Genomic DNA, 19,209 nt, shown 5'->3' with positions numbered 1-19,209 from the left:
AGCTACTCAGCATTAGTCGGTGAAAGCGGAATATCGGCGATCAACTCAATACCCGCCATTGAGCCCACTTCACCGACAGAATTTGACACAAAGGTGCTAGATCACCAAGAATGTCCCCGCTGTCGACTGTGAGGGAGGGGTCATGACGGAAGTGCCTGAACCGGAAGCGGGTTCAACAAACGATACGATTCGTTGGGCTTGGGACATCCACAAGGACGCGGATGCGCTACTGCACTCCCGCCTTCAAGGCTTCATGGCCTTCAACGCTATCCTAGGAGGCGGTTACTTTCTCTCTTCTAGAATCACTCAAGCTCCACCAGATGAAATTATGCGGTTCATTCCGCCGATAATTGCATTCTTTGGGTTATGCCTTGGGCTCGTTTTCATCACCTACACTCGCAGGATAGTGCAAGGCATCAAGCGCCTAAAAAGCAATTATTTGCTTCATGACCCCGTGTACAAAATATATTACGGCGACTATCCGACGGAGGATGGCGTGAAGTACTGGTTCGCGCATGGAATGCCGTCGGCACTTATTGCGCTTTGGGTCATACTGCTAGCGATAGGTTCGCTATTGGCCACGCGTTGATAGTGAAACGGATAACGGTGTAGGTGCATCCGGACTTTCCGTTCCCCCCGATCTCGGTCGTTGAACCTAGTTTGGCAGTCCACCAAAAGCAGCCCTCACCCCCCTAAAGCACATCAAACTCATCCCCAAGCGCGCTGCGCAGTTTGTCCAATGCCTGCGCCTTCAGCTGGTGCACACGCGGCACGCTGACCGACAGCACTTCGGCGATTTCCGCCAGGTTCAGTTCCTCCACGAAATAGAGCTGGATCACCCGCTGCAGCCGCTCCGGCAGGCCGGCAATCGCCGCCACCACTTGCGTCCGCGATTGCTCGTCGGCCAGCAGTTCGAAGCTGTCCGGCCGGTCGTCGGCGAAGGCCATGTCGCTGTCCGAATAGGTATCGTCGATGGGCTCGAAGCGCATCGGCTCGCTCGAGGCGCGCAGTTCGCTTAAGCCGGCGGTGGTCATGCCCATCGCTTCGGCGAGTTCGTCCTCGCTCGGCGCGCGGCCCAGCGTGGCGGTGAGGGTCTGCGCCGCGCCCGCCAGCAGCTTGCGCCGGTCGCTCGCGCTGCGCGATAGCGGGGTGGAGCGCCGCACCAGATCGACCATCGCGCCGCGCACGCGCAGCTTGGCATAGGCGGCAAAGCCGTCCTCGGTCGGCGCATTGTGCTTCTGCGCGCATTCGGTGAGCGCGACGAGCCCGGCCTGCACGAGGTCTTCGACTTCGATGCCCGCCCGGCCCGATCCGTGGACGTGCCAGGCAAGGCGGCGCACCATCGGCAGGAAGCGGCGGATGCGGTCCGCCGTCCCGCCCTGATAGGCGCGCGCGGCGGCAAAGCTGCGGTGATCATGGTTCATGCGGCAAGATCCTGTGGGCCGGAGTCCATCTGGTCAGGGTTTCCGCCCACCACCTCGATCACTTCGATCGGCTGGCTGGGCGGCAGTTCGGAAATCGAAAGCACCGCGCATTGCGGCGCACGCTGGCGCAGCAGCGCGGCAAGGGCGCGGCGGGCGCGCGGCTGGACGATGAGGGCAACCGGGGCAGCGGCAGGCCCGCGCTCGGCAATGATCGCGGCAATCCGCTCGCCGATGGAACGCGCGAGATCGGGCTCGATCACCGGCTGTCCGGTCACGGGATCGTGCATCCCGCCCACGATCATCTGCTCCAGGGCGCCATCCAGCGTCAGCACCGCCAGCCGTTCATTCGGCCCGCAGATGCGCGAAACCAGCAGCCCGCCGAGCGACGCGCGCACCAGATCGACCAGCTTGTCGTGGTCATTGGTCTGCAGCACCGCTTCGGCCAGCGCGGAAAGGATCGGCAGCGGATGCGCGATGCTCACCCCGTCTTCCAGCAGCGCGTGGAACAGCCGCGTCATCGCGCCCAGCGTGATCGGCTGCGGATGGACGGTCTCCACCAGCCCCGGCGCACGATCCCGCACGCCATCAAGGATCGCGCGGACTTCATCCGGGCCAAGCAGCGCCTGCGGCCGTTCGCCGAGCACCTGGTTGAGATGGGTGGCGACAACCGTGGAGGCGTCCACAGTCAGGAACCCTTCGGCAATCGCATGGTCGCGCTGCCCCGGTTCGATCCAGATCGCCGGGCAGCCGAAGCTCGGGTCCACGGTCGCCTCGCCGCGCAGGGAATGATCCGGGTTGGCCTCGCCCGCATCGATGGCGAGCACTTTCTCTGCCTTGATGCTCGCCCCGCCCAGCGCCACGCCGCCCAGCACGATGCGATAGGCATCGGGCATCAGGTCCAGACTGTCGCGCACGCGGAACTGCGGCACCACGAAGCCGAAGCTCTGCGAAAGCTGCTTGCGCACGCCGGTGATCCGCGCAACCAGCGGCGCCCCGCGCTTCTCGTCGACGAGATGCACCAGACCATAGCCCAGTTCGATGGTCACGAGCGTGTGGTCGGAAACCTCCTCCAGCGTGATCTTCGCCGGATCGACCTGCTCCACCACCACTGGCGGCGGCACGGCAAGCCGGGCCTCGCGCTTTCTCAGGCTCCACCAGATCCACCCGGCCATGGCGGCAGCGGGCATGAACACCATCTGCGGCATGGCCGGGATCATCCCGATCACGCCGAGGATCACCGCCACCGGCAGCCACGTGCCGGGGGAGGCAAACTGCCCGCCGATCTGCCCCGCAAGGTCGCGGGTATCCGAAACGCGGGTCACGATCACCGCCGCTGCAATCGAAAGCAGCAGCGAAGGCACTTGCGCCACCAGCGCATCGCCCACCGCCAGCGTGATGTAGCGGCTCGCCGATTCCTGCGCGGTCAGCCCATGGCTCAGCATGCCAAGGCAGAAACCGGCGATGATATTGACGCCAAGGATCAGCAGCGCAGCGACCGCGTCGCCCTTCACGAACTTGCTGGCACCATCCATCGAGCCGTAGAAATCGGCCTCGGTCGCCACTTCGCGGCGCCGCGCCTTGGCTTCGTCCGCCGTCAGCAGGCCCGCCGCCAAGTCCGCGTCGATGGCCATCTGCTTGCCCGGCAAGGCATCAAGGGTGAAGCGCGCCGAAACTTCCGAAACGCGCCCCGCGCCCTTGGTCACGACCATCAGGTTGATGATCATCAGGATCATGAAGACAAACAGGCCGACCGCGAAATTGCCGCCGATCAGGAATTCGCCGAAGCTTTCGATCACATGCCCCGCCGCCGCGCCGCCTTCGTGGCCATTGACCAGCACGATGCGCGTGGAAGCCACGTTGAGCGCCAGCCGCAGCAGGGTGGCGAAGAGCAGCACCGAAGGGAACGAGGAGAAATCGAGCGGCTTCAGCGCATTCATCGCCGCCATCAGGATCGCGACCGAAAGCGCGATATTGAGGACGAAGAACCCGTCGAGCAGAAACGCCGGGATCGGCATGATCATCAGCGCGATCAGGATCAGGATGCCGCCGGGCAGCGCCAATGCGCCGGGAGAGCCGAAGCGTTTCAGCATGGCGCGTCAGACCCCCAGTGCCCGCAGCTGGCCATAAGCCGCGCGGACATGCGCCGGGGCGGCGCCGGGCTGGCCGAGCGCAAAGGCATCACGCAAGGTATCGGCCATCGAGCGCGCGGGCGGTGCATCGGGCGCATTCGCCGCCGCGTTGAACGCCTGCTGGATCGGCCCTCCCTGCGGCGTTGCCGCAGCATAAGTCGGCAGCGGCGCATCCGGCGCGTTCATGGCGCTCGCCATCCGCCCGCGCAGCAGCTCCATCACCTCACCCACCGAGCGCGCACCGCCAGCGCCAAAAAACACGCCGCGATTGGCCGCCGCCGCCTTGGGCAGCAAGGCTGCTGCGCTTTGCGCCGGATTGCTGCCGAGCGCGCCAAGGAAGCGACCGGCCCCTTCCGCACCCAGAAAGTGCGCGAGGTAGAGTTCGCTCGGATCGGGATCGCGCCCGAGAATGCCGGAAAGGAAATCGCGGTTGTCGTTCGCCAGTTCCCCGGCCATCAGCGCGGACAGCTCCGGGTCCGACCGCAGCGCGAGGAGCTGCCCGCGCGAGGCAGCGTCGCTCCCGCCGGGAAGCCCATAGGCCGCGCCATGCTTGTCCAGCATCGAAAGCCAGGTCTGCCCGGTAAACTGATAGAGCCCCGTCGCGCTCGAAGTCGCTGCACGTGCCTGCGGGTTCAGACCGGATTCCAGCCGCGCCTGCGCCATCAGATACGAAAAGTCGGTGCCGGTCGCCGCCGCCGCACGCGCAATCGCGCCCCGCACATCGGGCGCGGGGCGCGGTACTGGCGATGCAGCAATCGTTGCAGGTTCGCTCACTTGGGTCCCTTTCCAAGCCTCCGCCAAGCGGGGGCCAGAAGGGCATCAGCAAGCAGCGTGCCAAATCAGCGCGCGCGGCCGATCCGGGCATGCGGGGCCTGCGCCCGGTAGAGCGCCGGCTGGCCGGTCAGCGCATCGAGACGCGCGGAGACATTGGCCGCAATCAGGTTGCGCACGCGGCGATTTGCCTCGTTCACACGGCGCGCGGCCTCCAAAAGCCCGCGGCATTCCTCGTCGATGGCTTCGGGCGCAGTCGTATCGAGCCGGCCGCACAGGGCATTCTTGTCCACCGCGCAGCCCATGATCGCGTCGACGTCGAGCCCGGCAAGCGCCTGCCGCTCGTCTTCCAGAACGGCCAGCATCTGCCGCAAGGTATCGCGCAGCTGCGTGGGGCGGCGGATCGGCTCGACGGTGTTCATGGCAGCGCTCACTTGGGGGTCCTCAGCAGCATCCCGGCCGCGATCATCGCATCGGCGATCTTGGTCGGAAGCACGGGGTATGTGCCTTTTTCGATGGCGTGGCGGATCGTCTGGACCCGCTCCTGATCGACCGGGGCGGCGCCTGCCTTCACCGCATCGCTGGTTTCCACCTGCGGCGCGGCAGCAGCAGCCTGGGCCGGAGCCTTCTGCGTTTCAGACGTGGTTTCGGTCTGGACAGGCTTGCTGCCGGTCCCAACTGTAGTGACCTGCACCGCGCTGACCGGGCGTGGTGCACCGATTTCAAAGGATGACATGGTCCGCTCCTCGCGTTTCCTGCAAACTAGTACGGTGTATGCAGACGGAGTTTAAGCGGGGGCGGAAATAATTTGCCGCAAACGGCAGCAGGCCGCAAGGATTTGCCGGTTGCGGCCTTAGAGCCTGTCCTGATGAGGCCTCCACCTCATCAGGACAGGCTCTAGTCCACCGGCAATTCGACCAGTCCGGGGCGCACCACGCGGGCGCGCAGCGGATCGGCCTTCGCGGCGGTCTTCACGCGGATCCACGCGCCCACCGCTCCTGCATCGAGCGCTTCGCCCGGCTGCGAGACCGAGAAGCCTGCGCCCGAGACCATGACCGTCACGCCCTCGCCGCGCGCCACGGCCATCACGGCGGGAGCGACTGTTGGCACGGCCCGCTCCGCACTCACCGGCACGAACACGCGCCAGCCGCCCGCATCGGGGCAGCGCACCAGCACGCTCGTCTGCGCATTGCCATACCAGGAAAGCGCCAGCGGGGCATTGCAGGCCACAAGGCGGAGCCGCCGATCCACCGGCTGCGCTGCGCCGCCCGGCACGCCGATCTGCTGCCCGGTGAAGGCCGCTACGGCGCGGTCGATCGCGGCCAGATCGGTGAGCGGCGCGGCAAAGGCCGGCAGCGGGGCGAGCGACAGCGCAAGAGAGAGATAGTGGCGAAAAGCAGGCATGGCACAGCGCTTTCGTAAAAGGAGGCAACCGCCGCACTGCAATCATTGTGCCACCTCACTCGGCGTCATAGGCAAGGACGACGCTCGCGGCATCCTCCCGCCCCGGCTCGATCACGATCCGGGCAGACGCGCCGCGCGGTCCGGCCGCTGCCACCAATGCCTGCGTGCGGGCGAATGCGGCGGCTTCATGGCCTTGCACATGACGCACCAGGATCGAGACCCTCAGCCGCGGGTCGCGCGCCTGCTGGGCCAGCCATTCGGCCAGCTTGGGCATGCCCGGCCCTTCGCGCCAGACTCCGACCGGCTCACCTCGCGCGGAGGGCGCTTGCGGCGGAGCCTTCGGTGCGCTCGGCAGCAATGGGCCATTCGGCGCCGAGGCGAGTGCGGCAGCTGTCATCAGGAACAGGATCAGTGCGAGGTCGGCGAGAATTGTCTGCCAAGGCATGGCAATCGGCGCACCATAGAGACCGTGTGGCGGAACGCTCATGGCACCTCGCGCAAGTAGGCGCGGCGAACCGCGCTTCCCGCCGCCTGCACCGGCGGACAGACCGGCCCCAGCTTGGCGATCAACCAATCGGCGATTTCCCGCCTTGCCGCTTCCTCTGCCTCTACGCGCCGTTCGACCGCGCGCGAGAGCGGCGCCAGAATCAGGTTGCCAAGGAGCAGGCCATAAAGCGTCGTCAGCACCGCCATCGAAATGGCCCCCATGAAGGCCCCGCGCGCAAGACCCTCTACCGGCAACTGGCTCAGCGAAATGAGCGTGCCCGCAAGCCCGAACACCGGCGAGAGTTCCGCCCCCAGCGCCAGCGTGCGCACTGCACGCACGGAACGGGAAACGCGCGCTTCGCGGGCAGCATCGTCGCTGTTGACAAAGGCGGCGAGGCTGCGGGTCTGGATCAGGACACCGAGGGCGGAGTCGATGGTAGCATCGCCGCTCGGGCGAAGGTTTGCCCGCAACAGTCCCTCGCGTTCGGCCTGCGCGACCATCGGTGCCAGCGCGCCGCGCACTTGGTCCGCGCGAAACCGGCGCTGCACCAAGGCACCCAGCGCAGCGCCGCAGTCCGCCAAGCCGCTGCGCAGCGCCGTAGCGCCCAGGGTTCCACTGATGACAATGCTCGCCGCAATCGGGTCGAACATGCGTGCAAAGTCCATCGCTGCAGTGCCTCGCTCTCTGACCTCCTAAGAACGGCAGCATGCAAGCAACCTTCAGAGGCGGCGGAAGGAATTTGCCGCGACCCGGCAAGCGCTTGCCGGACGAAACCCGGCCGTGGACTGCAATCCCCCGCATTTCAGCGCTTGGCACGCCCCTTGCTGATCACAAGGCAGGAAAAACCGTCTTTCAAGGCCACGATCCATGAGTGACTCTCTTTTCGGCATCCACGGCGCGGCACTCGAACTGCGATCGCAGCGCATGGGCCTGCTCGCCTCCAACCTCGCGAATGCAGGCACGCCGGGCTACAAGGCGAAGGACATCGATTTCGCCGCCGCCCTCAAGGCCCGCACTGCCGGTGCGAGCGAGGCCCAGGCGATGTCTGCTGCCACACGCTACCGCATGCCGGTCATGCCCAGCCTCGATGGCAACACCGTCGAGATGGCGACCGAGCAGACCGCCTTCGCCGAAAACGCCGTGGGCTATTCCGCCACGCTTTCGTTCATCCGCGGCCGGGTCGAAACGCTCACCCGCGCGATCAAGGGCGAATGAGCATGGCTGGCGGCAATCAACCCCTCTCGCTGTTCGACGTTACCGCGCGCGCCATGTCGGCGCAGCTGGTGCGGATGAACGCCTCGGCTTCCAACCTTGCCAATGCCGGCAACATCGCCGCCAGCAAGGACGCCGCCTACCGCCCCTTGCGCCCGGTCTTTGCAGAAGAGCTCGATCGCACCTCCGGCCTCGCCACTGTGCGCGTCGCCGGAGTCTATCGCAGCGAGGCAGCGCCGGTGCGCATGCACGATCCCGATCACCCGCTCGCCGATGCCAACGGCGATATCTGGGAGGCCCCGGTCGATGAGAACGCCGAGCTGGTCGAGATGATGGAAAGCGCCCGCCAGTACCAGAACGTGGTCGAAGCGATGCAGACCGCCAAGCAACTGATGCTCGAAACGATGAGGATGAAGTGATGATCCCGATCAATCCCAACTCGGCGGCGGCTGCCGTCTCGACCGCCTCCTCCGCTGCCAAGGCTGTCACGTCCACCGCGAAGAGCGCGTGGGGTTCCTTGGGCGCCAACGATTTCATCAAGCTGCTCACCGCGCAGCTGCAGAATCAGGACCCGACCGAGCCGGTCGACAACAGCCAGATGATCGCCCAGCTCGCCCAGTTCTCCAGCCTGTCGGCGGCGAACAGCACCTCGGACACGCTGAAATCGATCGAGGCCAAGCTCGATAAGCTCACCGGCCTGAATATCTGAGAAAGGACCCCCAGACATGTCGTTCTACACTTCGCTCAACGGCCTCAAGAACGCCCAGACCGACCTTGGCGTGATCAGCAACAACATCGCCAACGCCGAAACCAACGGGTTCAAGAAGAGCACCGTGGCCTTCTCCGATATCGTCGCGGGCAGCGCCTTCACCAATCCCAAGCTTCTCATCGGCATCGGCTCCACGGTCGAGGCCGTGAACCAGAACTTCAAGCAGGGCCCGGTCGAGCAGACCGGCAATGCGCTTGATCTTGTGGTCAACGGAGACGGCTTCTTCACCACGCGTTCGGCGGTCACCGGCGATACGCTCTACACCCGCAACGGCGCCTTCGAGATCGACGATAACGGCTATCTCATGCGCGGCGGCAATCGCCTGCAGGTCTTCCCCACCGATGCAACCGGCGTTGTGTCAGGCACCACGCCGCAATCCGCCCAAGTTCCGGCGACCAATGCCGCCGGGGCGCAGTTCGCCGGGGTCACGGTTGGCAAGAACGGCGTGATCACCGCCTCCTATGCCGATGGCACCAATACGGCGATCGGCATGGTCGCACTCGCCACGTTCATCGCCCCCGGCGGTCTGCGCCAGGAAGGCTCGGCCAACTGGAGCGCCACCGGCCTCTCTGGCGTCGCCACATATGGCCAGCCCGACGAAGGCTACTACGGCAGCATCCTCTCTGGCGCGCTCGAACGCTCGAACGTCGATCTCTCAGAGGAAATGGTCGGCCTGATCACCGCGCAGCGCAATTTCCAGGCCAATGCCAAGGCTATCGATACCGCCACGCAGATCTCGCAGACCATCATCAACCTGCGCACCTGAGCCACCTTAACCTGAGGCTGACATCCCGCCATGGACCGCCTGATCTACACCGCCTACTCCGGCCTCACCGGCTCGATGGTCACCCAGCAGGTGATCGCGAGCAACATGGCCAACGCGCAGACCATCGGTTTTCGCGCCGAGATGCTGAACGCCGATCCGATGACCTTGAAAGGCCCCAGCATCGAAGCGCGTGCGATGACGCGCGGCGAAGTGCGCGGTGCCAACATGAAGCAGGGCACCCTGATCGAAACGGGCAATCCGCTCGACATTGCGCTGAGCGGGCGAACCATGCTGGCCGTGCAGGGCGCGGACGGCGAAGAAGCCTATACCCGGCGCGGCGACTTGTCGGTCGATGCGACGGGGTTGCTCACCAATGGCGATGGCCGGCCGGTCGTCGGCGATGCCGGGCCGGTCACGGTGCCCCCCGGCGCGAGGATCACCATCGCCCCCGATGGCCGCGTGCTCGCCGCCGCGCCGGAGAATCCGGACCAGCCGCCGCAGGAAGTCGGCCGGATCAAACTCGTCAGCACCGCCGGCTCTGCCATCCAGAAAGGGCTCGACGGTCTGTTCCGCGTGGCCGGAGGCGGCGCGCTGCCCGCTGACGAGGAAGCCCGGCTCCAGCCCGGCAGCCTTGAGCAATCCAATGTCGAGCCAACCCGCGTGCTCGTTGAAATGGTCGAGGCCCAGCGCCTGTTCGACATGCGCACCAAGCTCATCTCGACCGCGAAGGAGCTCGACGAAGGCGGCTCCGGTCTCATGCGCCTCACCTGATCTGACCCCATTTTGCCAAGGACCTGATCCCCATGCCCTCTTCCGCCCTTCACGTCGCCCGCACCGGTCTCGAAGCACAGGACACGCGGATGCGCGTGATCGCCAACAATCTCGCCAACGTCGGCACCACCGGCTTCAAGCGGGATCGCGCCAACTTCGCGACCATGGCCTATCAGGATGCGCGCACAGCAGGGCAGCAGTCCTCGGGCGAAACCGCTTATGCCACCGGGCTCAACCTCGGCACGGGCGTCGGCATCCAGTCGACCACGCGGATCACCACGCAGGGGCCGATGCAGACCACCAGCAACGCGCTCGATCTCGCGCTCGATGGCGACGGCTATTTCCAGGTCACACTGCCCGGAGGCCAGCTCGCCTATACCCGCGCGGGCAATTTCAGCCGCTCGGCGGAAGGTCAGCTCGTCACGGCCCAGGGCTTCGTCGTCCAGCCACCGGTCGTCATCCCCGAAGGCGCAACCTCGATCACCATCGCGCCCGATGGCACTGTCTCTGCCACGCTCCCCGCAACGGCCGAGCCAGCGCAGCTTGGCCAGATCACCATCGCCAGCTTCGCAAATCCGGCGGGCCTTGCGGCGGGCGGGGACAACTTCCTCACCGAAACCGCCGCCAGCGGCGCCGCGCAGATCGGCATCGCGGGCGAACTCGGGCGCGGGCGCATCCGGCAGGGCTTCCTCGAAAGCTCGAACGTCAATGTCGTCGAGGAACTCGTCGACATGATCGAGACCCAGCGCGCCTACGAGGTCAATTCCAAGATGATTTCGGCGGTCGACGAAATGCTCAAGAACGCCAACCAGACTCTTTGACGGAAGCCCACCCCATGATGGATTCCCCCTTCGAAGCCGGCTTCCGCGCTTCCGCAAACGGCCCGATCGACGGCAGGCCGCTCGGCCTCAAGCTGCTCGTCTGCCTGCTTGTGCCGCCCGCCGTGGTCCTCGCCGCCATTGTACCCGCCAGCCACGCGCATGGCCGCCCCACGCGTCCTGAGCAAGGCTTCGGCGCAGCGCTGCCGCCTGCTCCTGCACCGCGCCCCGCAGACGGCGCGATCTTCAACGCCTCGACCGGCTACATCGGCCTCGCCGAAGGCCGCCGCGCGCATGCGGTGGGCGATCCGCTGACGATCATCCTCACCGAAAACCTCAATTCCTCGAAGACAGCGGCTTCCAGAACGCAGAAGGACGGCGGCTTCAACATTGTGCCGCCCACCGCCGGGCCGCTCTCCTTCCTCGATCCCAACGCCCTTAAAGCTTCGGGCGGATCGTCGTTCAACGGACAGGGGAATGCCACGCAGACGAGCACGCTCGGCGGCGAGGTTTCCGTCACCATTGCCGAAGTGCGCCCAAATGGCACGGCGCTCGTCGTAGGAGAAAAGCGCTTGCTGCTGAGCCAGGGCCAGGAATGGGTGCAGTTTTCCGGCATCGTCCGCCTCGGCGATATCGATGCGGACAACCGCGTGCGTTCCACGCAGGTTGCCGATGCGCGCATCAACTACACCGGCAACGGTTCGATCGGCCGCGCCAGCCGCGAAGGCTGGCTCTCGAAGTTCTTCAGCATGATCACCCCGTTCTGACCATGGCCCGCACTCCCCTCCTGCGCGGCCTCATGGCCCTTCTCGCGGCGCTGGCCCTCACACCCACCCCCGCGCATGCCGACCGCGTGCGCGATCTCGGCGCGTTCCAGGGCGTGCGCACCAACCAGCTCACGGGCTACGGCGTCGTCGTCGGCCTCCCCGGCACGGGTGACGACAACCTCGAATACATCACGCAGGCGATGCGCGGCGTTTCGGGCCGTCTCGGCGTGCAGCTGCCGCAGGGCATCGCGCCGGGGCTCAAGAACGCTGCCGCCGTGCTCATCACCGCCGATCTCCCCGCCTTCGCCAAGCCCGGCCAGCGCATCGACGTTACCGTCTCGACTATCGGCAAGGCCAAGTCCCTGCGCGGCGGCGCGCTCATCCTCGCCCCGCTCTATGGCGCGGACGGGCAGATCTATGCGATGGCGCAGGGCAATCTCGCCGTCGGCGGGCTCGGCATCACCGGCAGGGATGGCAGCCAGCTCACCGTCAACGTCCCCACCGTTGGCCGCATTGCCGAAGGCGCCAGCGTCGAGCGCGCGGTCGCCACCGGTTTCGACAGCAGCGAAGTGCTGCGCTGGAACCTGTTCAAGGCTGATTTCCTCACCGCCAGCCGCGTCCGCGATGCCGTCAACGTCCGCTTTCCCGGCGCCGCGACGGTGGAAGACGGCATCACCCTTGCGATCCGCCTGCCCGCCGCGACCGACACGCGCGCCACGATGATGGCTTCGATCGAGATGATCGAAGTCACCCCGGCCGAAACCGCCGCCAAGGTCATCGTCAACAGCCGCACTGGCACCGTCGTCATCAACAGCGCCGTGCGCCTCTCGCCCGCGGCAATCAGCCACGGCAAGCTTGTCGTGAAGATCGACGAGAAGCCGCAGGTCTCGCAGCCCGGCGCGTTCAGCCGCGGGCAGACCGTGGTCACTCCGGCGAGCCAGATCAGCGCCGAGGAAGGCCAGGCCCATGTCGCGCTGTTCAAGCCCGGCGCCTCGCTCTCCAGCCTCGTCGATGCGCTCAACAAGCTCGGCGTCACCCCGTCCGATCTCGTCGCCATTCTCGAAGCGCTCAAGCAGGCCGGCGCTCTGCGTGCGGAGATGGAGATCATATGAGCCCGCTCACGTCCTCCGCTGTGCCCATGCTGGCAACCAGCCCGCAGGCCCCCTCCGCCGCTGACCGCGCCGCGCTCAAGAAGGCGGCGCAGGGCTTCGAGGCGATCTTCGTGCGCCAGATGCTCGCCGCCGCGCGCGCCACGAGCCTTGCCGGCGATGATCCGATCTTCGGCGGCCAGGCGCAGCAAACCTTCACCCAGATGCGCGATGAACGCTTCGCGGACATCGCCGCCGAAGCGGGCACCTTCGGGCTGGCGAAGCAGCTTGAAGCGCAGTTCGCAAAACTGCTGCCCGCCGCGCCGCCCGCTGCTGCAAAGGAGGGATAAGCCATGGCTTCCGATCTCCTCTCCATCGGCCTCTCCGGCGCCAAGGCGGCCCGCATCGGGCTGGATGTCACTGCGCAGAACATCTCGAACGCGGCGACCGACGGCTATGTCCGCCGCACCATCGGCCTCACCGAAGTCGCCTCCACCGGCTACAACCAGAGCGTGCGCGATGTTTCGCTTTCGGGCGTGCGGGTGGAAAAGGTCGTGCGCAACGCCGATGCTTTCCGCCAGAGCGAAGTGCGCCGCACCGGCTCCGACTCGGCGCGCGCCGATACCGAAGTGAGGGGCCTCGGTTACATCGAATCCGCGCTCGAACAATCGGGCGTATACCCTGCGATCACCGGCTTCGAATCCGCGCTGCACAAGCTGAAGGAAGACCCGGTCGATACCTCGCTGCGCGCCTCGGTGATCGAAGCCGCGCGCACGATGACGGCCACCTTCCAGATCGCCTCCAAGGAAATGGACGCGGTCGGCAAGGGCCTGCAGTTCGAAGCCTCCAGCGGCGTCACCCAGATCAATCGCATCGCCGGCGAACTCGCGCGCACCAACTTGCGCCTCGCCCGCGCGGCAGATGCCAGCTCCGACCAGACCGCCCTTCTCGACCAGCGCGACAAGCTCCTCGCCGATCTCAGCCAGTACGGCGATATCGGCACCACGCTGGCGCAGGACGGCAGCGTCACCGTCACGCTCGGCAGCACTGCGCCTGCCACGACGCTCGTTAACGGCGGCAGCACCGCCACGCTGGCGATGACGACCGCCGCAGATGGCACGGTGGATTACACGCTCGGTGGCAACGCGCTGGCCTTGTCAGGCGGCTCGCTCGCCGGCCAGCAACTCGCGCTCGGCAAGCTCGCCCAGCTGCAGGACGATCTCGATGGTCTTGCCGGCACCATCGTCACCACGGTCAACACCGCACAAGGCGGCGGCACCGACCGCGATGGCGCCGCCGGCACGGCGCTCCTTTCGGGCAACACCGCGGCGACCATCGCGCTTGCCACCAGCGACCCCGCGAAGATCGCCACCGCCCCCTCCGGTGCGCCGAAGAACAGCCGCGACGCCGGAAACCTCGAAGCCCTGCGCAGCGCACTTTCCACCGCCGATCCCGCCGGCAAGATGGACGCGATCCTGTTCGATATCTCGGCCTCTGTTTCGGGCCGCACCGTCACCCGCGATGCGCTCGCCACGATCTCGGACGCGGCAAGGACCGCGCTCGCCGCCCAGACCGGCGTCAATCTCGATGCCGAAGGCGTCAATCTCGTCCGCTACCAGCAGGCGTTCCAGGCCTCGGGCCGGGTCATGCAGGTAGCCGCGTCGATCTTCGATTCGCTGCTCCAGATCCGGTAGGCATGTCATGAGCATCTTCGCCACCAGCACTTCGGCCTTCTACGAACGCTCGACGCAGAACCTTTCGGCGCTGCGCGGGCAGGCGGAGGAGCTGCAGAATCAGATCAGCTCGAACAGCAAGATCACCAAGTCGTCCGACGATCCGCTCGCCGCCTCGCAGCTGCGCGCGCTGGCGCGTGCCGAAAGCATCGGCGCGATCGACATCGACGCAACCAACCGCGCCATGGTCGATCTCAACCTGACCGACACCGCGCTGGGCCAGTTCGCGACTTACGTCTCCCGCGCGCAGGAACTCACGACGCAGGCTGCCTCCACGCTGCTGCCCCCCGCGCAGCGCGCCAGCATCGCGTCGGAACTCGCGCAGATCCACCAGGGCCTTGTCGGCCTTGCCAACACGCGCGACAGCGCCGGCCACGCCCTGTTCGGCGGTGACAGCCCCGGCGATGCTTACCAGATCAGCGCCTCGGGGCAGGCGCAGTACATCGGCAGCGGCAGCGCCGGGCAGCTGTCCCTGGGCGACGGCCAGACCGTCAGCCGCAGCCTGACCGGCCCCGAATTCCTCTCGTTCAAGGACCCGGCCGGCAACCAGACCGATCTGATGACGGTCATCAAATCGCTGTCCGATGCGCTCGCCTCCGGCGCCGCCAGCACCGCCGCCACCGCGCAGGCCGCGCTTGGCACGCTCGCCAACGGGCTAGACGCCATCACCACCGCGCAGACCGTGGTTGGCTCGCGGCTCAGCTGGATCGATCTTTCGACCGAGCGCCAGCAGACGATGAGCGAGGCCCGCGCCTCGCAGCAGGAGGATATCGGCGCGCCCGAACTGGGCTCCGCGCTGGCCCGCCTGCAGCAGCTTTCCACCGTGCTCGAAGCGAGCCAGGCCAGCTTCACCAAGCTCGCCAATCTCTCGCTGTTCGATTTCCTGCGCTGACCCTCCGGGATACTCCTCACCATGTATGCTGCCATCGGTATCGTCATTCTCCTCGTCATGGTGTTCGGGGGCTTCGCCATCACCGGCGGCGCGCTCGGCCCGGTCATGGAGGCCATCCCGCACGAAATGCTGATCATCGGCGGGGCCGCGCTGGGCGCCGTCGTCACCGGCAATTCGCTGCATGAGATCAAGGCCATCGGCGGCGGGCTCGGAAAAGTCTTCAAGGGGCCGAGGCACACCAAGCAGGATCATGTCGATGCCATCGTGCTGTGCACGCGCCTCATGAAGATCCTGCGCAGCGATGGCCCGGTCGCCCTGGAAAGCCATGTCACCGATCCCGCCAATTCGCCGATCTTTGCCGAGTTTCCCAGGATCCTCGCCAACAAGCCGCTCGTCGCGCTGATCTGCGATACGCTCACCCTCATCGTCGTCTCCTCCGGCACGCTCGAAGTCCACGCCGTCGAGGACGTGATGGACCACGCGATGAAGACCCATTTCCACGAAATGAGCGAGCCCCAGCACGCGCTCCAGAACCTTGCGGACGCGCTCCCCGCGCTCGGCATCGTCGCGGCGGTGCTCGGCGTGGTGAAGACCATGGGCTCGATCGACAAGCCGCCCGCGATCCTCGGCGCGATGATCGGCTCGGCGCTCGTCGGCACGTTCATGGGCGTGCTGCTTGCCTATGGCATCGTCGCGCCCTTGGCGGGCCGCCTCAAGCAAGTGCTCGATCAGGACGAGATGATCTTCCAGGCGGTCAAGCAGGTGATCATCGCGAGCCTCCACGGCTGGCCGCAGCCCCTCGTCGTCGAAAGCGCGCGTTCGGGCCTTGGCCACTCGTTCCGTCCGGGTCTCTCGGAACTCCTTGACGCCTTGCGCGGGAGGTAGGCTTGGCCAAGTCTCCAAAGGGCAAGAACGAACCCGTCCGCCCGATCATCGTCAAGAAAGTCACCGTCGTCGAAGGCGGCCACCACGGCGGCGCGTGGAAGGTCGCCTATGCCGACTTCGTGACCGCGATGATGGCGTTCTTCCTGCTCATGTGGCTGCTCGGCGCGACCACCGAAAAGCAGCGCAAGGGCATTGCGGACTATTTCACCCCCACGCTGGTCAAAATGAAGGAAGGCAGCGCCGGCTCCTATGGCCTCCTCGGCGGCTCCTCGCTCACCGATACCGACAGCTACCAGTACCGCGCCGGGCAGACCGGCACCAAGACGCTGACAATCCCGCGCGATGCCACCGGCGGGGCCAAGGATGGCGGGAGCAAGGCCAAGCGCACCGCCAGCCTGCAGCGGCGTCTGCAGGAAAGGTTCGCCAAGACCGAGACCTTGCGCAAACTCGCCCGGCAGGTCCGCGTAACGCAGACGCCCGAGGGCATCCGGCTTGATCTCATGGACGACGCCAAGTTCTCGATGTTCCGCCTCGGCACCACGATCCTCACCCCCGAGGCCGCAGAACTCGTCCGCGCCATCGGCCAGGCGATCGGCCCCGATGCCTCGGGCCTCACCGTGCGCGGCCACACCGATGCGCTGCAATGGCGCCCGGGAGACCCGGCCAACAATTGGTCCCTCAGCGCCGGCCGCGCCGAAGCCACCCGCCTCGCCCTGATGCGCAGCGGCGTCGCCGAAGGCCGCTTCCGCCGCATCGAAGGCGTCGCCGATCAGGAACCGCTGATTGCGGACAGCCCGACGGACCCGCGCAACCGGCGGATGAGCATTCTTTTGATGAACTGAGGCTCCTCCCCCGAAACGGGGGGGGGAACCGCCGCGGAGCAGTGGTGGAGGGTTCCATGCGGCGGCTGCGGTTGGAATGATAGCTGAGCGCCGGATTGGGACGAGAGCAACTCTTCCGAAGACGACCCCCACGCGGCCAAAGGAACGGAACGAACGCTGGAGGTGAATGCGCTACCAGCTGACTTCGGGCCGAAACTCCTGGGGGCGGACCAGAACCGGCTTCAACGACGCTTCCGCAACGACGGATGGAGCATCGTCGAAAGGGGCAATGCACGAGTTAACGGGCGCCGGATCGACTCGTCCATCCGCCACCCACGCCAAAGCTGCCGCCACATTGGGGCCGCCGCGCCCGCGCCCCGTGTAAAACCGGACGCCGCGCCGATACATCTCGAACAGCGGCAAGGCGACGTCGACAAAGTGCCCGCCCACGGAGGAAACGATGCCCTCCGGAGCTACGGACCGCAAGGCGCACAGCAGCGAGGCCTGATTGGCGCTCGCATCAATGACGATCGGGAACTCCCCGGCCCGCCTCGGAGGCGGCCCTTCTACGGCATGCGCGCCGAGACGCTCTGCAATTGTCAGCCTGCTGCGGTCCGAGTCGTGATACTGGACCCGTGATGCCCCCGCCGCAGCCGCAAACATGACGGCATAAAGCGCAATTGATCCGCAGCCTCCCATGACCAGCACGTCGGCTCCGGGCGATTGTTCCAGATACGGTACGGTGAACTCCCACCCGAAGGGCAGGTTGTCGGCTGCGCTTGCGACCAGCGCAGGATCGATCCCTTCGGGCACGGCTGTCAGGGCAAAATCGGCCTGCACCACCCGCAAAAGATCCGAAAACGTGCCGCCCCAATCGCCCAGTCCTGGCAGCCCATACATCGCGCCCGGCGGGTGGCTGCGGCAGGCATTCGGACGGCCACCTGCGCAGTGATCGCAATGCGCGCAGGAGATGTGCCAGTTCACCACCACAAGATCGCCGCGCCGGAACCGGGTAACGTCCTCGCCCACGTCGACCACCTCGGCCACACATTCATGACCGATGGCGAAGGGCCCGGCAAACGGTGCCTCGCCGCGAACGATCAGACGGTCGAGATCGCAGGTCGTGGCCGCAACCGGCCTCACGATCGCATCGCTCGGCAGTTGGATCCGCGGTTCGGCGGCTTGCCGCCATTCCAGCTTTCCGGGTGACAGGAACACCAGTTCACGCATCTGCAAAAACCCCTCTAGACCGGATGTCCGATCCGGATCCGGCAGCCACTGCGGGAGCAGCGGCGATCAAGCGATGACGCAAGCCGGGCTTGGCCTCGCCATCCTCCACGACAGCTAGACGATGACCGGGCATGACCGACGTGCCTGCCCAACGGCGCCCGCCGGCAGCTCAGGGGCCAAGGCCGCTGCGCTGCTGGCGAGCATGGCGCGACGAGACACATGCACGTGCTGCCGCATGGCCATCAGCGCTGCGGAGCCATGGCTGCCTTCATATGTTCGAGCGTGAGCGCCCGGCCAGCCATGCCCCATCCGCCGTCGGGCACTTCGTTGATGTGCACCCAGGTGAACTGGCGCACCGCCGGAACGCCTTCAGCCTCGACACAGGCATCGGTCACCTTTGCAACCATCAGCGCCTTCTGTTCGGGGGAGAGAGATCCTTCGGGGATCGAGATCTGGACTAGCGGCATGTCTGGGTACCTTTCATGAGAGCGCCACTTTAGTATGGCGATCACCATACTATGTCGATTGCCATAGATATGTCAAGCGCGATCTGTTAGAGGGGCCTATGGCACGCACATCCGACGCCCGGGGCAAGGCCCTTGCTACCGCCGAGACCCTCTTCCGCCGCCAAGGCTTCGCGGCCACCGGGCTGGCGCAGATCATCGCTGAAAGCAGCGCGCCCAAGGGCTCGTTCTATTTTCACTTCCCCGGCGGAAAGGATCAGCTCGCAGCAGAGATCATCGCCAGCTTCAGTGCGCGCGGATTGGCAGGAATCGCTGCGGCGGCGCGGGCCACGCCGGGCGATGCTGCCGGTTTCATCGAATTGCTGTGCGCTGGCATCGCAGCCGAAATGCGGCGTTCCGACTACACCCTTGGCTGCGCCTTGCAGAACATTGCCGGAGAGCGCGCACCGGATGACCCGCACCTGACCCCGCTGCTGCAGGACGGGTTCGAGACGTGGGTGAGTGCCGTGACGAACCATCTGAGTGCCTGCGGCATCGCCCAACCGCAAACGCTGGCACAGGCGCTGATTGCCGCACTCGAAGGCGCCCGCAGTCTGGCTCGCACCAGCCGCAGCGACGCGGTGTTTGCAGCCGTTGCCGCGAGTTTCACGGCGATGCTTTGAGGTGGAAACCGCATTTGGCAATCGGCGCTATCGCCGAATAGTCATTTGCCACGCAGGAATGCCGCCAATCGAATAGCAGAAATCCAGCGAACTGCTGCCATACTAGAGCATCTCCT

The 19,209-nt window shown here is 66.2% G+C and carries 25 protein-coding genes; 15 read left to right on the top strand and 10 right to left on the bottom strand.

Going from position 1 to position 19,209, the window contains the following annotated elements; translation table 11 throughout:
* Positions 1-142 precede the first annotated feature (142 nt).
* A complete protein-coding gene (locus K5Q19_RS06055; protein ID WP_292942193.1) occupies positions 143-589 on the top strand; it encodes a hypothetical protein in 447 nt (148 codons plus the stop codon).
* A gap of 103 nt (positions 590-692) precedes the next feature.
* On the opposite strand, the gene K5Q19_RS06050 is transcribed toward K5Q19_RS06055, so the two are convergent.
* From K5Q19_RS06050 to K5Q19_RS06015, 8 genes are all read right to left on the bottom strand, one after another.
* Positions 693-1,424: a sigma-70 family RNA polymerase sigma factor gene (locus K5Q19_RS06050; RefSeq protein ID WP_292942191.1), complete on the bottom strand. Its 732-nt coding sequence runs from the start codon at positions 1,422-1,424 to the stop codon at positions 693-695.
* Positions 1,421-3,514, bottom strand: a complete 2,094-nt coding sequence (locus tag K5Q19_RS06045; protein WP_292942189.1) for a flagellar biosynthesis protein FlhA — start codon at positions 3,512-3,514, stop codon at positions 1,421-1,423. The genes K5Q19_RS06050 and K5Q19_RS06045 overlap by 4 nt, the downstream gene beginning before the upstream one ends.
* 6 nt (positions 3,515-3,520) lie before the next feature.
* Entirely contained in the window at positions 3,521-4,327 is an 807-nt protein-coding gene (locus K5Q19_RS06040) for a lytic transglycosylase domain-containing protein (protein WP_292942187.1), read from the bottom strand.
* A 65-nt stretch (positions 4,328-4,392) separates the two neighbouring features.
* The gene (locus K5Q19_RS06035; protein ID WP_365758607.1) at positions 4,393-4,758 is read right to left on the bottom strand and encodes a flagellar protein FlgN; all 366 of its coding nucleotides are present in this window, start codon (positions 4,756-4,758) and stop codon (positions 4,393-4,395) included.
* The gene (flgM, locus tag K5Q19_RS06030) at positions 4,755-5,060 is read right to left on the bottom strand and encodes a flagellar biosynthesis anti-sigma factor FlgM (RefSeq protein ID WP_292942185.1); all 306 of its coding nucleotides are present in this window, start codon (positions 5,058-5,060) and stop codon (positions 4,755-4,757) included. The genes K5Q19_RS06035 and flgM overlap by 4 nt, the downstream gene beginning before the upstream one ends.
* Positions 5,061-5,221: 161 nt before the next feature.
* Positions 5,222-5,728, bottom strand: a complete 507-nt coding sequence (locus K5Q19_RS06025; protein WP_292942183.1) for a flagella basal body P-ring formation protein FlgA — start codon at positions 5,726-5,728, stop codon at positions 5,222-5,224.
* A 55-nt stretch (positions 5,729-5,783) separates the two neighbouring features.
* Positions 5,784-6,215 carry a hypothetical protein gene (locus K5Q19_RS06020; protein WP_292942181.1) on the bottom strand — a complete coding sequence of 144 codons (432 nt, stop codon included), beginning with the start codon at positions 6,213-6,215 and terminating at the stop codon, positions 5,784-5,786.
* The gene (locus K5Q19_RS06015; RefSeq protein ID WP_292942179.1) at positions 6,212-6,880 is read right to left on the bottom strand and encodes a MotA/TolQ/ExbB proton channel family protein; all 669 of its coding nucleotides are present in this window, start codon (positions 6,878-6,880) and stop codon (positions 6,212-6,214) included. The genes K5Q19_RS06020 and K5Q19_RS06015 overlap by 4 nt, the downstream gene beginning before the upstream one ends.
* Before the next feature lie 202 nt (positions 6,881-7,082).
* Here K5Q19_RS06015 and flgB point away from each other — a divergent pair, with 202 nt between their 5' ends.
* The 13 genes from flgB to K5Q19_RS05950 are packed head-to-tail and all read left to right on the top strand — an operon-like array spanning position 7,083 to position 16,758.
* Positions 7,083-7,430 (top strand): flagellar basal body rod protein FlgB, encoded by a 348-nt coding sequence (gene flgB, locus K5Q19_RS06010; RefSeq protein ID WP_292942177.1) that lies wholly within the window; start codon positions 7,083-7,085, stop codon positions 7,428-7,430.
* A 2-nt stretch (positions 7,431-7,432) separates the two neighbouring features.
* Entirely contained in the window at positions 7,433-7,846 is a 414-nt protein-coding gene (gene flgC, locus K5Q19_RS06005) for a flagellar basal body rod protein FlgC (protein WP_292942175.1), read from the top strand.
* Positions 7,846-8,136 carry a flagellar hook capping FlgD N-terminal domain-containing protein gene (locus K5Q19_RS06000; protein WP_292942173.1) on the top strand — a complete coding sequence of 97 codons (291 nt, stop codon included), beginning with the start codon at positions 7,846-7,848 and terminating at the stop codon, positions 8,134-8,136. The genes flgC and K5Q19_RS06000 overlap by 1 nt, the downstream gene beginning before the upstream one ends.
* A gap of 16 nt (positions 8,137-8,152) precedes the next feature.
* Positions 8,153-8,962, top strand: coding sequence for a flagellar hook-basal body complex protein (locus tag K5Q19_RS05995; protein WP_292942171.1), 810 nt, complete (start codon positions 8,153-8,155; stop codon positions 8,960-8,962).
* Between the two features lie 30 nt (positions 8,963-8,992).
* Positions 8,993-9,733: a flagellar basal body rod protein FlgF gene (gene flgF / locus K5Q19_RS05990; protein ID WP_292942169.1), complete on the top strand. Its 741-nt coding sequence runs from the start codon at positions 8,993-8,995 to the stop codon at positions 9,731-9,733.
* Between the two features lie 32 nt (positions 9,734-9,765).
* A complete protein-coding gene (gene flgG / locus K5Q19_RS05985; protein ID WP_292942167.1) occupies positions 9,766-10,554 on the top strand; it encodes a flagellar basal-body rod protein FlgG in 789 nt (262 codons plus the stop codon).
* A 14-nt stretch (positions 10,555-10,568) separates the two neighbouring features.
* Positions 10,569-11,318: a flagellar basal body L-ring protein FlgH gene (locus tag K5Q19_RS05980; protein ID WP_292942165.1), complete on the top strand. Its 750-nt coding sequence runs from the start codon at positions 10,569-10,571 to the stop codon at positions 11,316-11,318.
* A 2-nt stretch (positions 11,319-11,320) separates the two neighbouring features.
* A complete protein-coding gene (locus K5Q19_RS05975; RefSeq protein WP_292942163.1) occupies positions 11,321-12,430 on the top strand; it encodes a flagellar basal body P-ring protein FlgI in 1,110 nt (369 codons plus the stop codon).
* Positions 12,427-12,756, top strand: coding sequence for a rod-binding protein (locus tag K5Q19_RS05970; protein WP_292942161.1), 330 nt, complete (start codon positions 12,427-12,429; stop codon positions 12,754-12,756). The genes K5Q19_RS05975 and K5Q19_RS05970 overlap by 4 nt, the downstream gene beginning before the upstream one ends.
* Positions 12,757-12,759: 3 nt before the next feature.
* A complete protein-coding gene (gene flgK / locus K5Q19_RS05965) occupies positions 12,760-14,100 on the top strand; it encodes a flagellar hook-associated protein FlgK (protein ID WP_292942159.1) in 1,341 nt (446 codons plus the stop codon).
* 7 nt (positions 14,101-14,107) lie between these two features.
* The gene (locus K5Q19_RS05960) at positions 14,108-15,031 is read left to right on the top strand and encodes a flagellar biosynthesis protein FlgL (RefSeq protein ID WP_292942157.1); all 924 of its coding nucleotides are present in this window, start codon (positions 14,108-14,110) and stop codon (positions 15,029-15,031) included.
* A 21-nt stretch (positions 15,032-15,052) separates the two neighbouring features.
* On the top strand, positions 15,053-15,916 hold the full coding sequence (gene motA / locus K5Q19_RS05955; RefSeq protein ID WP_292942155.1) for a flagellar motor stator protein MotA: 864 nt from the start codon (positions 15,053-15,055) through the stop codon (positions 15,914-15,916).
* A 2-nt stretch (positions 15,917-15,918) separates the two neighbouring features.
* Positions 15,919-16,758: a flagellar motor protein MotB gene (locus tag K5Q19_RS05950; RefSeq protein WP_292942153.1), complete on the top strand. Its 840-nt coding sequence runs from the start codon at positions 15,919-15,921 to the stop codon at positions 16,756-16,758.
* Positions 16,759-16,929: 171 nt separating this feature from the next.
* Here the strand turns inward: K5Q19_RS05950 and K5Q19_RS05945 are convergent, their stop codons facing one another.
* The gene (locus K5Q19_RS05945; RefSeq protein WP_292942151.1) at positions 16,930-17,967 is read right to left on the bottom strand and encodes an alcohol dehydrogenase catalytic domain-containing protein; all 1,038 of its coding nucleotides are present in this window, start codon (positions 17,965-17,967) and stop codon (positions 16,930-16,932) included.
* Between the two features lie 242 nt (positions 17,968-18,209).
* Positions 18,210-18,434 (bottom strand): 4-oxalocrotonate tautomerase family protein, encoded by a 225-nt coding sequence (locus K5Q19_RS05940; RefSeq protein ID WP_292942149.1) that lies wholly within the window; start codon positions 18,432-18,434, stop codon positions 18,210-18,212.
* Between the two features lie 98 nt (positions 18,435-18,532).
* Here K5Q19_RS05940 and K5Q19_RS05935 point away from each other — a divergent pair, with 98 nt between their 5' ends.
* Complete coding sequence (locus K5Q19_RS05935; protein WP_292942147.1) at positions 18,533-19,093, top strand: TetR/AcrR family transcriptional regulator; 561 nt, start codon at positions 18,533-18,535, stop codon at positions 19,091-19,093.
* Positions 19,094-19,209 lie beyond the last annotated feature (116 nt).

This window comes from Novosphingobium sp., assembly GCF_019748365.1.
Taxonomy (GTDB): domain Bacteria; phylum Pseudomonadota; class Alphaproteobacteria; order Sphingomonadales; family Sphingomonadaceae; genus Novosphingobium.
The sequence above is the reverse complement of the archived record's forward strand: the minus strand, read 5'-3'. Positions and strand labels throughout refer to the sequence as shown.

Coding starts and splice junctions, on each gene's coding strand:
- K5Q19_RS06055 (WP_292942193.1), top strand. CDS start 143: ATGACGGAAGTGCCTGAACCGGAAGCGGGTTCAACAAACGATACGATT.
- K5Q19_RS06050 (WP_292942191.1), bottom strand. CDS start 1,424: ATGAACCATGATCACCGCAGCTTTGCCGCCGCGCGCGCCTATCAGGGC.
- K5Q19_RS06045 (WP_292942189.1), bottom strand. CDS start 3,514: ATGCTGAAACGCTTCGGCTCTCCCGGCGCATTGGCGCTGCCCGGCGGC.
- flgM (WP_292942185.1), bottom strand. CDS start 5,060: ATGTCATCCTTTGAAATCGGTGCACCACGCCCGGTCAGCGCGGTGCAG.
- K5Q19_RS06025 (WP_292942183.1), bottom strand. CDS start 5,728: ATGCCTGCTTTTCGCCACTATCTCTCTCTTGCGCTGTCGCTCGCCCCG.
- K5Q19_RS06020 (WP_292942181.1), bottom strand. CDS start 6,215: ATGAGCGTTCCGCCACACGGTCTCTATGGTGCGCCGATTGCCATGCCT.
- K5Q19_RS06015 (WP_292942179.1), bottom strand. CDS start 6,880: ATGGACTTTGCACGCATGTTCGACCCGATTGCGGCGAGCATTGTCATC.
- flgB (WP_292942177.1), top strand. CDS start 7,083: ATGAGTGACTCTCTTTTCGGCATCCACGGCGCGGCACTCGAACTGCGA.
- flgC (WP_292942175.1), top strand. CDS start 7,433: ATGGCTGGCGGCAATCAACCCCTCTCGCTGTTCGACGTTACCGCGCGC.
- K5Q19_RS06000 (WP_292942173.1), top strand. CDS start 7,846: ATGATCCCGATCAATCCCAACTCGGCGGCGGCTGCCGTCTCGACCGCC.
- K5Q19_RS05995 (WP_292942171.1), top strand. CDS start 8,153: ATGTCGTTCTACACTTCGCTCAACGGCCTCAAGAACGCCCAGACCGAC.
- flgF (WP_292942169.1), top strand. CDS start 8,993: ATGGACCGCCTGATCTACACCGCCTACTCCGGCCTCACCGGCTCGATG.
- flgG (WP_292942167.1), top strand. CDS start 9,766: ATGCCCTCTTCCGCCCTTCACGTCGCCCGCACCGGTCTCGAAGCACAG.
- K5Q19_RS05980 (WP_292942165.1), top strand. CDS start 10,569: ATGATGGATTCCCCCTTCGAAGCCGGCTTCCGCGCTTCCGCAAACGGC.
- K5Q19_RS05975 (WP_292942163.1), top strand. CDS start 11,321: ATGGCCCGCACTCCCCTCCTGCGCGGCCTCATGGCCCTTCTCGCGGCG.
- K5Q19_RS05970 (WP_292942161.1), top strand. CDS start 12,427: ATGAGCCCGCTCACGTCCTCCGCTGTGCCCATGCTGGCAACCAGCCCG.
- flgK (WP_292942159.1), top strand. CDS start 12,760: ATGGCTTCCGATCTCCTCTCCATCGGCCTCTCCGGCGCCAAGGCGGCC.
- K5Q19_RS05960 (WP_292942157.1), top strand. CDS start 14,108: ATGAGCATCTTCGCCACCAGCACTTCGGCCTTCTACGAACGCTCGACG.
- motA (WP_292942155.1), top strand. CDS start 15,053: ATGTATGCTGCCATCGGTATCGTCATTCTCCTCGTCATGGTGTTCGGG.
- K5Q19_RS05945 (WP_292942151.1), bottom strand. CDS start 17,967: ATGCGTGAACTGGTGTTCCTGTCACCCGGAAAGCTGGAATGGCGGCAA.
- K5Q19_RS05940 (WP_292942149.1), bottom strand. CDS start 18,434: ATGCCGCTAGTCCAGATCTCGATCCCCGAAGGATCTCTCTCCCCCGAA.
- K5Q19_RS05935 (WP_292942147.1), top strand. CDS start 18,533: ATGGCACGCACATCCGACGCCCGGGGCAAGGCCCTTGCTACCGCCGAG.